The sequence below is a fragment of the Streptomyces sp. 135 genome, assembly GCF_020026305.1.
Lineage (GTDB): Bacteria > Actinomycetota > Actinomycetes > Streptomycetales > Streptomycetaceae > Streptomyces.
Genome location: NZ_CP075691.1, coordinates 7,900,928 through 7,915,803 on the forward strand (window position 1 = coordinate 7,900,928; position 14,876 = coordinate 7,915,803).

General features: G+C 72.8%; 12 protein-coding genes. 7 read left to right on the top strand and 5 right to left on the bottom strand.

What is annotated here, in order from left to right:
• Nucleotides 1-234 precede the first annotated feature (234 nt).
• Nucleotides 235-1,398, top strand: a complete 1,164-nt coding sequence (locus KKZ08_RS35170) for an acyl-CoA dehydrogenase family protein (protein WP_223778281.1) — start codon at nt 235-237, stop codon at nt 1,396-1,398.
• Between the two features lie 3 nt (nt 1,399-1,401).
• Here the strand turns inward: KKZ08_RS35170 and KKZ08_RS35175 are convergent, their stop codons facing one another.
• From KKZ08_RS35175 to KKZ08_RS35195, 5 genes are all read right to left on the bottom strand, one after another.
• Entirely contained in the window at nt 1,402-2,328 is a 927-nt protein-coding gene (locus KKZ08_RS35175) for a hypothetical protein (RefSeq protein WP_223778282.1), read from the bottom strand.
• A 97-nt stretch (nt 2,329-2,425) separates the two neighbouring features.
• Nucleotides 2,426-3,460 carry an isocitrate/isopropylmalate family dehydrogenase gene (locus KKZ08_RS35180; RefSeq protein WP_223778283.1) on the bottom strand — a complete coding sequence of 345 codons (1,035 nt, stop codon included), beginning with the start codon at nt 3,458-3,460 and terminating at the stop codon, nt 2,426-2,428.
• A gap of 15 nt (nt 3,461-3,475) precedes the next feature.
• Entirely contained in the window at nt 3,476-4,081 is a 606-nt protein-coding gene (gene leuD, locus KKZ08_RS35185) for a 3-isopropylmalate dehydratase small subunit (protein ID WP_223778284.1), read from the bottom strand.
• Between the two features lie 51 nt (nt 4,082-4,132).
• Nucleotides 4,133-5,527, bottom strand: a complete 1,395-nt coding sequence (leuC, locus tag KKZ08_RS35190) for a 3-isopropylmalate dehydratase large subunit (RefSeq protein ID WP_223778285.1) — start codon at nt 5,525-5,527, stop codon at nt 4,133-4,135.
• Complete coding sequence (locus tag KKZ08_RS35195; RefSeq protein ID WP_223778286.1) at nt 5,524-6,708, bottom strand: pyruvate carboxyltransferase; 1,185 nt, start codon at nt 6,706-6,708, stop codon at nt 5,524-5,526. The genes leuC and KKZ08_RS35195 overlap by 4 nt, the downstream gene beginning before the upstream one ends.
• A gap of 240 nt (nt 6,709-6,948) precedes the next feature.
• Between KKZ08_RS35195 and KKZ08_RS35200 the strand changes: the two genes are divergently transcribed.
• From KKZ08_RS35200 to KKZ08_RS35225, 6 genes are all read left to right on the top strand, one after another.
• Nucleotides 6,949-8,004, top strand: coding sequence for a glycosyltransferase family A protein (locus KKZ08_RS35200; RefSeq protein ID WP_223778287.1), 1,056 nt, complete (start codon nt 6,949-6,951; stop codon nt 8,002-8,004).
• Between the two features lie 277 nt (nt 8,005-8,281).
• Complete coding sequence (locus tag KKZ08_RS35205) at nt 8,282-9,115, top strand: winged helix-turn-helix domain-containing protein (protein ID WP_223778288.1); 834 nt, start codon at nt 8,282-8,284, stop codon at nt 9,113-9,115.
• A gap of 84 nt (nt 9,116-9,199) precedes the next feature.
• Complete coding sequence (locus KKZ08_RS35210) at nt 9,200-11,002, top strand: fatty acyl-AMP ligase (protein ID WP_223778289.1); 1,803 nt, start codon at nt 9,200-9,202, stop codon at nt 11,000-11,002.
• Nucleotides 10,999-12,711, top strand: coding sequence for an acyl-CoA dehydrogenase (locus KKZ08_RS35215; RefSeq protein ID WP_223778290.1), 1,713 nt, complete (start codon nt 10,999-11,001; stop codon nt 12,709-12,711). Before KKZ08_RS35210 ends, KKZ08_RS35215 begins: the two co-directional genes overlap by 4 nt.
• Complete coding sequence (locus KKZ08_RS35220) at nt 12,708-14,453, top strand: acyl-CoA dehydrogenase (protein ID WP_223778291.1); 1,746 nt, start codon at nt 12,708-12,710, stop codon at nt 14,451-14,453. The genes KKZ08_RS35215 and KKZ08_RS35220 overlap by 4 nt, the downstream gene beginning before the upstream one ends.
• A gap of 64 nt (nt 14,454-14,517) precedes the next feature.
• Nucleotides 14,518-14,781, top strand: coding sequence for an acyl carrier protein (locus tag KKZ08_RS35225; protein ID WP_223778292.1), 264 nt, complete (start codon nt 14,518-14,520; stop codon nt 14,779-14,781).
• The last annotated feature ends 95 nt before the right edge of the window (nt 14,782-14,876 follow it).

Sequence of the window (14,876 nt, forward strand, 5' to 3'; positions counted from 1 at the left end):
GTTTGAAAACGGGAGCCTAGCAGCCGTTTCGGATCGACGGCAGCGGTGTGCTCGGTCATGCAGCAGAGGCTGAAAGTTCTTGACGGTGCGGCAGGTTGCGCCATTAGGCTGCCTGCCGACATCTAATTCCGTTCACTTTGAGCATTCCCCCTGGGCCATGGAATTCCTCGCCGTCCGAGGCAGCGAATGCGTCGCGTACGGGAATGCCTGCGCGGGGCAGGGAAGAGGGCAGCGATGAGTGACTCGTGCCATGAGGCGGCGCTGACGGCCGCGAGCGTGCTGCGCAAGTACGCGGCGGAAGTGGACGATCAGGCGAGGTTCCCGGTGGAGAGCTTCGCCGCGCTCCGCGAGGCGGGGCTGCTGGGGCTCGTGGTGCCGACCGGGTACGGAGGCGCCGGCGCCGGTCTGGACGTCTACGTCGACGTGGCCCAGGTGCTCGCGGGCGGTTGTCTGTCCACGGCCCTCGCCTGGGCAATGCACTGCCAGCAGACGGATGCCATCGCCCGCTTCGGCGGCCCCGAGCTGCGCGAGCGCGTGCTGCCCCGCGTCGCCCGCGGCGAGTTGTACATCGCGTCGGTGACCACGGAGCGGGGCAAGGGCGGCCATCTCCTGTCCGCCGACGCCCCGTTGGACGCACGGGGCGGACGGCTGCGCATCGAGCGGGACGCGCCGGTCGTGACGGGGGCCTCCGTCGCAGAGGGATTCCTCATCACGATGAAGGAGGGTGCCGAGCTGCCCGCCAACGCGGTGTCCCTGGTGTACGCCGACCGGGACGCCCTCTCGGTCGCGGAGACCGGGGAGTGGGACACCCTCGGCATGCGCGGGACGCAGAGCCTCGGCGTCCGGCTGTCCGGTGAGGTCCCCGCCGACCAGGTCGTCGGCGGCCCCGGAGGGTTCCGCGACGTGGCCGTGGAGTCGATGATCCCCATGGCCCATCTGGGCTGGTCCGCCTGCTGGCTGGGGGCGGCGCGCGCGGCACTGGGCGAGCTGGTCACCGGACTGCGGGGGCCGGGGCGCCGGGGCCCGGACACCGCGTCCGAGCTCGTACGGGAGCGGCTGGCCCGGATACGCATCGACCTGGAGCTGACCAGCGGATACCTCCACCGCGTCGAGCAGGAGGTCAGTGCCGCGCGGGCGGCCGGCCGGTCGCTGGGGGAGACGGTCGTGCAGATCCACCTGAACACGCTGAAGGTGGCCGCGTCCGAGCTGACCTTCCGCGCCGCCGACCGCATGATGCAGTTCGCCGGGCTCGCCGCCGGCTACTCCAAGACGTCCCCGCTCCCCGTGGAGCGGACCTTCCGCGACCTGCGGGCGGCCAGCCTCAACTACGCGAACGACCGTCTGCTGACCGCGACCGGGTCGCTCATGCTCCTCGACCGCTCGGTGGTGCTGGGATGACCTTCACCGCGTGTGCGCGCTCGTCTTCGCCGTCCGGCGCACCGCGTTGCTGGTGGCGATGTCGTCGGAGAGCAGCCGCACGTTCCTGATCTGGCCGTGGCGCAACGTGATCCGGCCCTGCCACCGGAAGTCGCGGTCCAGGAAGTCCACGCTCGCCGCGCCCGACTCGCGGGCGTGCCGGGAGCGCGCGTGGGCCGAGACGCCCACGAGAACCCGGTCCTCGCCCACCGCGAGACCGCGCGGGAAGCCGTCCGCGCGGTACACCGGGTGCGGGCCGCGCACCACCGTCCGCTCCCGTGACCTGCACAGCACGAACTGCTCGCCGTCGAAGAACAGGTCATGGCAGTGGGTGCCGCCCGCGGGGACCACCGCGACCAGCCGCGCCCGGCTGTCGAAGGCCCAGATCTCGCTCTGCCGGGAGTCGTGCCCGCGGCCCTTGCTCGCCATGACGAACAGGAGCGGCCCGTGCCGGAGCAGCGCGCTGATGCGCAAGGGGACGCGGGCCGCCCGGTCCTCCAGGCAGAAGGAGCGTGCGGCGTGCGCCGCGTGCACCGCGGGTCCGCCGTCGCCGATCCGGTAGGCGAGCACCTGGTTGTGGGAGGGGTCGGTGACCATGAGCTCGTCGTCGACGAAGTCGATGCAGTACCCGTTACCCGGCAGACCCCAGATGCGCGGGACGACCTCGACATCCTCCCCCTCCAGGTGCACGGAGAGCACACGGCCGTGGCGCCCGGCGCGCTGGAAGACCCACAGCGCCCCGTCCCGCACCGTCAGGCCGCAGGCCGGACCCCGGGTGATGCGCTCGAAGTGCCGCCCGTTCCACAGCAGTAGCCCGTGGGACGTCGTGACGGCGAAGGGCGTGTCACCCACCTCGCCCTCGACCCGGCCGGCCACGGGGCGGAGGTGGTAGGACCCGCGTACTCCGGTCATCACGGGATGCCCTTCGGAATGGATGACGGTCGGATACGAAACAGGCGGAATTTACCTGGAGTTGAGCAGAAGGCGATAGAGATGTGGTGTTGTGTCGTCACTCCCCGTGCAACGCGTCGCGTACGGCGGCGCCCGCGCCGGACGTGGTCAGGGAGCCCCCGATGTCGGCCGTGCACCGCAGGTCCCGCACCACGGTGCGCACCGCCGTGCGTATCCGCTCCGCCTGCTCGGCGCGGCCCGCGCAGTCCAGGAGCAGCGCGGCGCTGAGGACGGCCGCCAGCGGGTTGGCCCGGCCGGTGCCCGCGAGGTCGGGCGCCGAGCCGTGGACGGGCTCGCACAGCGCGTAACCCGTCTGCGGGTTGAGGTTCGCCGACGCCGCCGTGCCGGGGCCGCCCGCCAGTTGCGCGGTGAGGTCGCTCAGCACGTCACCGTGCGCGTTGTTCGCCACGATCACGTCGAAGGCCGTCGGGTCCTGCACGAGCAGCATGACCGCCGCGTCCACGTACAAGTGGCGGGTGGGCAGGTCCGGACGGAGCGCCGCCGCCTCGCGGAAGCAGCGCTGCCACAGTGTTCCGTTGTGCGGTACGGCGTTGGCCTTGTCCACCAGGCACACCGACCGGGTGGCCCTGGCGAACGCGAACTCCATCGCCCGGCGCACCCCGCGGTAGGTGCTCACCTCGGTGTCGATCGCCGTCTCGTGCGGGGTGCCGACGCGCAGCGCGCCGCCGACGCCCACGTACGGACCTTCGGTGTTCTCGCGCACCACCGTGCAGTCGATCGGCCTGCGGCCCCGGTCGCGCAGCGGGCTGAGCCGGTCGTGCAGGAGTTGCGCCGGGCGGTGGTTGATGTACAGATCCAGCTCGAAGCGGAGGCGGAGCAGGACGTCGCGCGCGTAGTCGGGGCTGGTGACACGGGGGTCGCCGACCGCTCCCAACAGGGCGCCGTCACAGCTCGCCACGCGTGCGAAGTCGTCGTCGGACAGCGCGGTTCCGGTGGCGAGGAACCGGTCGGCGTTGACGTGGTCGAGCACGTCGAACTCCAGATCGGGCGCCACCGCGTGCAGTGTCCGCAGCGCCTCCGCCGTGACTTCTGGGCCTATCCCGTCACCCGGGATCACGGCGATGCGTCGCACGGTTCGCTTCCTCCTTCAGCGGCGCCTCACGGCCGCCGACGGCCGGGGCATCCAGTCGGGCCGGGTCTGTTCGTGCCGGGTGATGGCGTCCTGGGCGTGCAGGGCCACCTCGATGTCGTCGAGCCCTTCGAGCAGCAGCCGGCGGGCCCGCGCGTCGACCTCGAAGGGCCACCGCCGGCCGTCGGCGCGCACTTCCTGCCCGCGCAGGTCGACGGTGAGCGTGACCGCGGGGTCCAGCTCCGCGCGGTCCAGCAGGCCGTCCACGACCGCGTCCGGCAACCGCACCGCGAGCACGCCGTTGCGCAGCGCGTTGCGCTGGAAGATGTCGCCGAAGCTGGCGGCGAGCACCGCGCGCACCCCCCAGTCCCGCAGTGCCCACACCGCGTGCTCACGCGAGGAGCCGGTGCCGAAGTGGGGGCCCGCCAGCAGAATGCTCGCCCCCTGGTGCTCCGGCCGGTTCAGCACGAACCCGGGGTCCTTGCGCCAGTGGCCGAACAGCGCGTCGGCGTAACCGGTCTTGGTCAGTCTGCGGCAGTGCCGAGCCGGAATGATCTGGTCGGTGTCCACGTCGCTGCGTCGCAACGGCAGGCACCTGCCGGTGTGCTCGGTGAGCGGGTCCATGTCGGGGCTCTCTCGCTTGGTGGCAATGCGCCGCTCGCACCGCCCGGGCGGTCAGTCCAGGTCGGCGGGCGAGGCGAAGCGCCCGGTGACGGCGGTCGCCGCCGCCATGGCGGGCGACACCAGGTGGGTGCGGGCCGTGTTGCCCTGGCGCCCCTCGTAGTTGCGGTTGGAGGTGGAGGCGCAGCGCTGCGTTCCGGGCAGCCGGTCGGGGTTCATGCCGAGGCACATCGAGCAGCCCGAGAGACGCCACTGCGCGCCGGCGGCGAGGAACACCTCGTCCAGGCCCTCCGCCTCCGCGGCGCGGCGCACCTGCGTCGATCCGGGGACCACCAGCATCCGCACCCCGGGCGCGACGGCCCGGCCGCGCAGCACGTCGGCCGCGGCGCGCAGGTCCTCCAGCCTGCCGTTGGTGCAGGAGCCGATGAACACCGTGTCGACCGCGATGTCCCGCATCGCTGTGCCGGGCGTCAGAGCCATGTACTCGAGTGCCCGCAGGGCCACGGCCCGCTCGGCGCCGGTGAACCGGCCGGGGTCGGGAACGCGGTCGCCGATGCCCACCGCCTGCCCGGGGTTCGTCCCCCAGGTGACGTGCGGCGTCAGGGAGGTCGCGTCGATGCGCACCGTGCGGTCGAACACGGCCCCCGCGTCGGTGCGCAACCCGCTCCAGTGCGCCGCGGCCCGCTCCCAGGCGGCGCCCCGCGGGCTCTCGGGCCGCTGCCGCAGATAGTCGAGCGTCGTCTCGTCCGGTGCGACGAGTCCCGCCCGCGCGCCCGCCTCCACGCTCATGTTGCACAAGGTCATCCGGCCTTCGACCGACAGCGCCCGCACGGCGTCGCCGAGGTACTCCAGCACGTGCCCGTGCGCGCCGTTGGCGCCGAGCCGTGCCAGCAGGGCGAGCGCCAGGTCCTTGGCCGTCACGTCGTCCGGGGGCAGGCCGGCGAACTCGACGGCCATCGTTCCCGGCCGCCGCAGCGCGACCGTCTGGGTGGCGAGTACGTGCTCGACGTCGCTCGTGCCCACGCCGAACGCCAGCGCCCCGAACGCGCCGTGGGTCGAGGTGTGGCTGTCGCCGCAGGTGACGGTCGTCCCGGGCAGGACGACGCCCAGTTCGGGGCCGACCACGTGCACCACGCCCTGGCGCGCGTCACCGTGGCGGAACAGCCGGATGCCGTGCTCCGCGCAGTTGCGCCGCAGCGTGCGCACCTGGAGGGACGCCACCGGGTCGCCGATGGTGAGCGAGTCGGTCGGTACGTTGTGGTCCTCGACCGCCAGCGTCAGATCGGGGCGGCGCACCCGGCGCCCGGCCAGCGCCAGCCCGTCGAACGCCTGCGCCGACGTGGCCTCGTGGATGAGGTGCAGGTCCACGTAGAGCAGGTCGGCGCCATCCTGGTGCTGCACGACGTGCGCGTCCCACACCTTGTCGATCAGCGTGGTGGGACGGCTCATGTGTCGGCCCGCGCGGTGGTGCGGTCGGCGAGCCGCTTGGCGAGGTCGTCCAGTTCCTCGCACGCGCCCAGGGGCGTCGACGCGATGAACTCCTCGTACAACTCGTCGACGAGGGCCTCGTCCTGGGCGATCCCGGTGCGGGTGAGGAGGTAGCGCAGGACCGCCCGGCCGGAGTGCCGGCCCACGAGCAGGGACCGCTCCCGGCCGAACCGGTGCGGGTTCAGGTACTCGTAGTTGACGGGGTTCTTGAGGATGCCGTCCTGGTGGATGCCGGCCTCCGTCGCGAAGGAGTTGACGCCGAACACGGCCTTGTTGCGGTACGGCGGCAGCGCGATGGTCTCGGCGAGCAGCTGGTAGGCGGGGTAGAGAAGGTCGAGTCGTACGTCGATGGTGACGCCGAACTGCTCGCCCTTGTACGTGAGGACGGCGGACAGCTCTTCGAGAGCGGTGTTTCCCGCCCGCTCGCCGATGCCGCCGAGGGTCGCCTGGATCTGGTCGGCGCCGGCCTCGACGCCGGCCAGGGCGTTGGCCAGCGACAGCCCCATGTCGTCGTGGCAGTGGGTGGACAGGATCACCTCGTCCGGTATCCACGACCGCACGGCGGCGCACAGGTCGCCGTACTCGCCGGGCGTCGCGCAGCCGGTCGTGTCGGCGAGTATGACCGTGCCCGCGCCGCACTCGACCGCGGTGGTGACCAGCGCCCTGACATGGCTCTTGGCGCTGCGGCTCGCGTCCTCCACGCCGAACGAGATGTCGGTCGCGCCCATCTCCACGGCGAGCCCGATCGAGTCGCGCACCTCCTGGACCGACTCCGCGCGCGTGATGCCGCGCTTGTGCTCCAGGTGGATGTCGCTGCCGGTGCCGCAGATCTGCACCTGATGGTTGGGGCGGGCGCCGCCGGCCAGCATGGACTGCCGTACGTCGGAGGTGAAGGCGCGGTTGAACGTGGCGAACTTCGCGGTGGTCAGCGCCTCGGCGATCAACCGGGTCGCCTCGGCGTCCTCGGCGGAGGAGCCGGGAAAGCCGGCCTCCACCACGTCGGCGCCGTACGCCTCGGCCGCCAGGGCCAGTGTGACTTTGCTCCGCGCCGACATGGCGTTGCCGGGCGCCTGCTCGCCGTCTCGCAGCGTGGCGTCGAAGACCGAGATGCGGCGGAGATGGGATGCGCTTTCTGTGGTCACGTGCTGGCCCCCTGACCGTGGCAAGTGCCGTTCCTCTTCGGACGGGTGCGCTCGTCGGCGGCTGCCCGTCGGGCATCGGCATGGGGGGATGCTAAATGTCGGGGACAGCTCGCGAACAGTTTTTCATGCTCGCTTGAAAGACCCAGATATCAGTGAAATGCGGCCTGCGTCGCCGACCGATTTCCGCGCTAGCGTAACTCGGCCGACTCACGACTCAGCGTGCAGGAGTGTGGACACCGTATGTCTCCCGATGATTCCCGGATCGACGTCCTCTGCGCCACATACAACCGTTCTGCGCTGCTTCGCGGGGCCATCGAGAGCGTGCTGGCCCAGACGGTCCGGGACTGGCACCTCGTGATCGTCTCCGACGCCTCGACCGACGACACGGCGGACGTGGTCGCCGAGTACGACGACCCGCGCATCACCTTCCTGGAATGCACCCCGCGCAGGCGGCCCGGCGGGCCGCGCAACGTGGGCCTCGCCGCCTCGTCCGCTCCGCTGGTCGCCTACCTGGACGACGACGACCGCTGGAGCCCCACCCACCTCGCGCAGGTGCTGGCCCGGTTCGACGCCGGCGAGTCCTGGGTGGTGGCGGCCGGCACCTACGTCGACGACCAAGGGGACGTGAAAGTGCCCGCCCACATACTCGGCAGCGTGTGGCATCCGGAACTCCAGGTCCTCGCCTCCCTCTTCGAGCCCTCCAGGGTCGCGCACCGCCGCGCCCTGCTCGACCGGCTCGGCGGCTGGTCCGAGGGCCAGGGGATCAACCGGGACGACTGGGAGCTGTGGCTGCGGTTCACCGACGACGGCCAGCCCGTCGCCATCGCGGGCGAGGCGACGGTGCGGATCAGGGCCGGTCTGACGACGATGCGGCACACCGACGCGTACGCCGCTGACGCCCACCCGATCGTGCTGGGCCGCGCCGGTTCCGCGCGCGCGGCGCGGGCAACCCTCGACGAACTGCGCTCCGCGCCGCTGCGCGAACGGTTCCACGAGCTGCACCGCTCGTCGACCCGGGACTGGCTGGCGGAGATCCTGTCGTCCGAGCGGGCCGCGCTGCCGCCCGGCGTGACGTGCCAGGAGGCGCTCGGCGAGTGGGACACGCTCCACGCGGGGCCGCGGCCGGACGGACCGCAGCCGCTGGTCGACGAACTCGTCGCCGACGGGGCCGACATCGTCCACCCCGTGCCGTGCCTGACCCGCGCGCACGGGCAGCGGATCGAGCGGCTGCTGCGGCACAGGGACCGGCGGCGGCTGGACCTCGTGGCCGACACCGTGGCGCGGCACGCGGTGTGAAGCCGCACTTCGGGCGCCGGGTTCGCCCGCTCCGGTGGCCCACTCGCGGAGTATGCCCCGCCCGGGACGTTTTCCGTAAGCGGGTGGTAGGCATTTTCGCCGCCATCTGAAACTTATTGCGGTGCTGTTCGCGGCCGGTAAGACTGCCGGGGCTTTGCGAACTCGGTGACTGGGACCGGGTTTTAATCCACCGATCAGGGGGGAACCAGTGCAGCGAATCCATTTCTCTGTGCAAGACCTGACGCGAATCACCATCGCGCCCGGTGGGGACCCCGTGATGGAAACGGCTTTCGCGGCCGATCTGTTACTGCGCCGGGGCGGCGGCGCGGTCTTCGCCCGCTGGCGAGACCTGGTGGGGCAATCGGCGGCGCTACGACATCTCGCGCACCGCCCGGGCCTGCCAGGACCCGCCCGCTCCTTCTCCCGCACCACCGGGCTGCCCCCCGGCGCCCGGCGCTCCCCGGGCCTCGGCGGGGAGACAGCAGCCGCCTTCCGCGACAGGGCCGTCGCGCCCTACTGGCGCCGCGTCAACGCCTACCTCAAGGCCGACGCCGCGCACCGCGGGCGCATCTTCCTCGGCAGCGGCGTCGAGGGCCTCTTCGCAACCCTGCACACGCGCGCCGGGTGGCGCCCCCCGGTCCTGGAGCTGGACAACGGACTCGACGAGGACATCTATCCGGACGGCATGGACCTGACCCTCATGCCGTCGCTGTTCCTGCACGGCAGGCCGGTCGTGCGCACCGGCCCCGGCGCCCAGGGCACGACGCTCGTCCTGGTCTACCCCGTACCGCTGGACACGGTCACCGCCGCGACCCTGTGGGACGGCCCGACGCACCAGGGCAAGGCGCTGGGCGCGCTGATGGGCCGCACCCGGGCGGGCATCCTGCACGCGCTGACCGAGAGCTGCACCACCACCCAGCTCGGGCGCAGGCTCGGCATCTCCGTCGCCGCCGCCAGCCAGCACACCACGGTGCTGCGGGCGGCGGGGCTCGTCACCAGCAGCCGCAACCTCAACACGGTGCTGCACTCGCTGACCCCGCTGGGCTCGACCCTGCTGAACGACGGCAAGGCGCGCGGCGAGACGCTGCTGGAGCGCAGCGGCGTGTCCTGAACGGGGGACGAGCGGCCCCGCCGGAACTGACACCCACCTCGACAGGCGGCCACCGCCAGGGAGAAGACCTCAGTGGGGCACACCATGACCGAGAACGTCGCACGCGCCGAAGCGCTCAGCACCCTGCTGCGCGAGCACGCGCGCGACCACGCAGAGCGCGACGCCGTCATCTTCGTCCACGACGCCGCCGAGGCGCGGGCGCACACGCTGACCTACGCCCAGCTGGACCGCCGCGCCGCCCTGATCGCGGAGGAACTGACGGCGACCCTGGAGCGCGGTGACCGGGTGCTGCTGCTCTACCCGCAGGGCACCGAGTGCGTCGCGGCGTTCTTCGGATGCCTGTACGCGGGCATGGTCGCGGTCGTGGCACCGCTGCCGGGCAACTACCGGCAGGACCGTCGCAGGCTCTCCTCCATCGCCGCCGACGCGGGCATCGGCGCGGTGCTCACCGACGCGGCGAACGTCGCAGAGGTGCGCGCATGGGCGCAGGCCGCCGACCGGCCCGGGCCGCGCACCGTGGCCACGGACCTGATCACCGAGGGCGAAGGACTGGCTCCCGCACCGGCGGACCGCGCGACGCTCGCGCTGCTCCAGTACACCTCCGGGTCCACCAGCGACCCCAAGGGCGTCGAGGTCACGCACGGCAATCTGCTGCACAACGTCCTCGCGTTCACCGGTGCCATCTCGCCCGATGCCCCGATGCGCCTCGGCGGTTGGGCCCCGCTCTACCACGACATGGGGCTCATCCTCCAGACGCTCGCACCGCTGGCGCTGGCCGCCACGACGGTGCTCATGTCGGCGGTGACGTTCGTGAAGCGCCCCCACCTGTGGCTGAAGGTGATCGACGACTTCGACGTGACGTGCTCAGCCGCCCCCGACTTCGCCCACGCCCTGTGCGTCGAGAAGGTCACCGACGAGCAGCTTGCCGCGCTCGACCTGTCCCGGTGGCGCCACGTGCTCAGCGGCGCCGAACCCGTCCAGGTCTCCACGGCCCGGCGCTTCACCCGGCGCTTCGCCGCCGCAGGGCTGCGGGACGACGTCTTCAGCCCTTGCTACGGCCTCGCCGAGGCAACGGTCTTCGTCTCGGGCGCGTCCGGCAGGAGACTCGTCGTGGCCCGTGTGGACCCCGACCTCCTCGAACGCGGCGAGCTGCGGCGGGTGGCGCCCACGGCACCGGGGCGCGAGCTGCCGAGCAACGGCTTGATCCGGGACTTCGAGGTGCGCGTCGTCGACCCGGACAGCCGCACCGAGGTGGCCCCGGGCCACGTCGGCGAGATCTGGCTGCGCGGCGCCAGCGTCGCCCGGGGTTACTGGGGCCGACCCGACGCCACGGCCGAGACGTTCGGCGCGCGCACCGCCGAAGGCGACGGCCCGTTCCTGCGGACCGGAGACCTGGGCGCGCTGCTCGACGACGAGCTCTACGTCACCGGCAGGCGCAAGGACTTGATGATCATCAACGGCCGCAACCTGCACCCGCAGGACGTCGAGCACGCCCTGCGCGAGGACCACGCCGACCTGGCAGGACTGCCCGGCGCGGTCTTCACGGTGTCCTTCGCGCACGAGGAAGAGCCGGGCAAGGAGGCGCTCGTCGTGCTCCAGGAGGTGCGCGGCAGGCCCTCGCAGGACAGCGCACGGCTGCTCGCCCGCACGATGCGCGACACCGTGTCCCGGGAGTTCGGGGTGCGCGCCGCCGGGGTGGCGCTGCTGCGCAGGGCCGCCGTACGGCGCACGACGAGCGGCAAGGTGCAGCGCTCCGTGATGCGTGACCTGTTCCTGTCCGGTGGGGTGGAACCTCTCTTCGCCGAGTACGACCCCGGCCTCGGCGCGGCCGTGGCGGAAGCAGGGGCATCGGCACCGGCATCGGCAGGGGAGGGGCGTCCGGCATGACGAGCACCGCCCGGGAAGCCGTCACCGCCGGCCGGCTCAGGGAACTGCTCCACCGGGCGGCACGGCCCGGCGGAGCCCTCGACCCCGCTGTGCTCGCCGCGTGGGACGAGGTCGAGGCGTTCCCGGAAGCCGCGCACCGCCTGCTCGGCGAGGCCGGGGTGGCCGCCCACTACGTGCCCCGCCGCCACGGCGGCCTGCTGCACGGCCTCGACGGCCTCTGGTCCGTCCTGCGCGTCGTCGCCCGGCACGACCTCACCCTCGCCGTCGCGCACGGCAAGACCTTCCTGGGCGCGGTGCCCACCTGGGTGGCCGGCACCGACCGGCAGGCGGCGGAGCTCGCCGACGCGATCACGTCCGGCGCCGAGGTGTGCTGGGGGATGACCGAGCGCGGCCACGGCAGCGATCTGCTCGCGAGCCGGCTCACCGCACGGCCGCACGGCCGCGACTGGCGGCTCGACGGCGAGAAGTGGCTGATCAACAACGGCACCCGGGCGCGGTACGCCTGCGTACTCGCACGTACCCGCGACGAGGGCGGGCCCCGGGGCCTCAGCTTCTTCCTGCTGGACAGGTCGACGCTGCCGGACGGCACTTGGCGGGCGCTGCCCAAGGAGCCGACCCACGGCATCCGCGGGGCCGACATCAGCGGGTTCGTCCTGCACGGCGCACCGGCCCCCGGATCGTCCCTCATCGGGCCGGAGGGCTCCGGGTTCGAGTCGGCCCTCAAGTCGCTACAGGTCACCCGGATCTTCGCCACCGCGCTCTCGCTCGGCGCGGCCGACCACGCGCTGCCACTCACGCTGCGCTTCCTCGCCGACCGCGAGCTCTACGGGCACCGACTGGCCGACCTGCCCCGCGTACGCCGCGTCCTCGGCGACGCGGCGGCGGCGATCCTGGCCGCCGAGGCGGTCGCGGTGTTCGCCGGACGCGCGGCGCAGACCCTGCCGGGTGAACTCGGCGTGGTCTCGGCCGTCACCAAGGCGTTCGTGCCCACGATCGTGCAGCGGGCGCTCGACCAGCTCGGTGACCTGCTCGGCGTGCGCGGCTTCGTCACCACGGTCTTCGAACACGGCGCCTTCGCCAAACTGGACCGCGACCACCGGATCGTGGGGATCTTCGACGGCAGTACAGCGGTCAACCGCCACGCGCTCGCCACCTCGTTCCCGCTGCTCGCCCGCGCCCGCGCCCGCAGGAGCGGCTCCCGCGACATCACGGGTGTCATCGACGCCGCCGGGCACGGCGCGCGCCGCCCCCCTCTCGACTTCGCACGCCTGGCCCTGACCAGCGCCGGGTGCAGCCTCGTCCAGTCGCTGCCCCTGGCGGCCGACCTCGCCGGAGACGCCGGGCCCCCGGACGTCGCGTACGCGGCCCGAGCCCTTGCCGCCGAGTCGGAGCGGCTGCACGAGGAGATCGCCGCCTGCCGCACGGCGGGGGGCGTGCCGCCCGCCGCGTTCGACCTCGTCCAACGGTACGAATGGTGCTTCGCCGGCGCGGCCTGTCTGGCCCTGTGGCTCCACAACGCGCCCTCGCACGACACCCGTTGGTGGCAGGACGCGCTCTGGATACGGGCCTGTCTGACGACCGTGCTCACCCGCCTCGGCCTGGCGCCCCCCGCCGGGCACGACGCCCGCGACCTGCTCGCCGCCGCACTGCTCCACGCCGGCCCCGATGCGGACGGCCTCTCCCTGCTGTCCGGGACGGAGGAGTCATGACCGCCGACAGCCCCGGTGCCGGCCCGGCCCTCGACGCGCCCACTCTGGTGGACACGCTGGAGGACCGGCTGGGCGACCCGTTCGACGAGGCCAACCCCCTCGGCTTCGCCGCCCTGCTCCGGGCCGACGAGCGCGGCGAGATGTGCGCCGCCGGCGAACGGGCCCTGGACGAGCACGGGCTCAACGCCGACTTCGTACCCACCGCACTCGGCGGGCGGCTGACCCGCATCGACGAGCTGGTGGCAGCCCTGCGCGCGGTGTACCGGCGCGACCCCTGCCTGGGGCTCGGCTACGGCATGAGCTCGTTCATCGCGGCGGTCAACGTCTGGCTGGCCGGGGACGAGCGGCAGCAGCGGGCCACCGCCCGCCTCCTGCTCTCCGACCGCAGGATCGCGGCGGCCTACCACGAACTGGCGCACGGCAACGACATGGCGGGCGTGGAGTGCGCGGTGGCCGAGACCGGCGCGGGGCGCGTGCTGCGGGGCCGCAAGGAGGTCGTGACGAACATCAGGCGCGCCGACGCCCTGGTCGTGTTCGCCCGCACCGACGACCGCCGCGGCAGCCGCAGCCACTCGCAGGTGCTGGTCGACAAGCGCGACCTCGACCTCGCGCGCGTACACGACCTGCCGCGCTTTCCCAGCTCGGGCATGCGCGGGGTGCAGTTGCACGGCATCGAGTTCGACGACTGTCCGCTGCCGCCCGGCAGTGTGCTGGGGCGCACGGGCGGCGGCCTGGAGACCGCCCTGCGGTCCTTCCAGATCACCCGCACCGTCCTGCCGGCCGTGATGTGCGGACCGGTGGAGACGGGGCTGCGGGTGACCCTGCGCCACTTGCTCGGCCGGTCGCTGTACGGGCGGTCGGCGCTGGACCTGCCGTACCTGCGCTCCGCTCTCGCCGGTGCGTACGCCGACCTGCTCGCCGTGGAGTGCCTGAGTGCGACCGTGCTGCGGGCCGTCCACGTGCTGCCCGCCGAAGTCAGCGTGCTGGCATCGGTGTTCAAGCACTTCGGCTCCGCGCTGCTGCTGGACGTCATGTACACCCTCTCCGAGCTGATGGGCGCTCACTTCTACCTGCGCGGCGGGCCGTCGGCGATCTTCCAGAAACTGCTGCGGGACGTGCGCGTCGTGAGCTTCGGGCACGCGGCGCGCGGGGCCTGCGAGTCGAACGTCCTGCCGCAGCTCCCCGTCCTCGCCCGGCGTTCCTGGGCCTCGACGCAACCGCAGCGAGCCCCGGAGGAGCTGTTCCGGCTCGACGTACCGTTGCCGCCCCTGTGGTTCGACCGGCTCAAGCTCAGCGGGTCGGGGAACGACCATCTCACCGGGACGCTGCGCGCCTCGGTGCCGGAGCTGAGCGGGCGCTCCGCCGAGCTGGGCGCGCTGTTCCTCGCCGAACACGACGCGCTCACACGTGACTGCCGCGCCCTTCCCCTGTCCGAGCTGGGTGTCACCGCGGGGCCGCACACCTCCGAACTCGTGACCCGCACCGGGCACCTGCTCGCCGCCTCGGCCTGCCTCGGCATCTGGCGGCACAACCGCCACCTCGGCGGCCGGCACAGCGACCCGCGGTGGCTCCAGGCCCTGCTCACCCGGCTGCACGGGCGGCTGACCGGCCGCCCCACGGCGCTGCCCGACGAACTGGCGGAGCCCCTCGTCGCCGAGCTTCTCGACCGCCTCGCTGCCGGACGCTCCTTCGACCTCACCGGCCGACAGCTCCCGGACGGCGCGCGGGGAGCGACGCCGTGACCGGTACCGCAGGGCGCAACCCGCACCGCACGCCACGCCCCATGTCGCAGGAGGAGAACCGGCCATGACCGAAGCCCGCGCGGACCGCGCATGTGAAGAACTGAGCGACTGGCTGGCCGGCGAGGTCGCCGCGCTGCTCGGCGACCCGACCGGGACCGTCGACCGCGCCGCGTCCATGAACGAGTACGGCCTGGACTCCATCGCAGGCCTGACCCTGGCCGCCGCCATCGAGGACCGGCTCGGAATCGAGGTCGACCCGGCCATCGTCTGGGACCACCCCAGCGTCGATGCCCTCGCCGCGTTCTTCACCGGACCACAGGCCCCTTGATCCCGTCCTGACAAGCGCGTCCACACCACCCGTCCACGCAGACCAGGAGCATGCCCTGTGAACATCCGCCGGGCGGGCCACGACCCGCTGCCCGC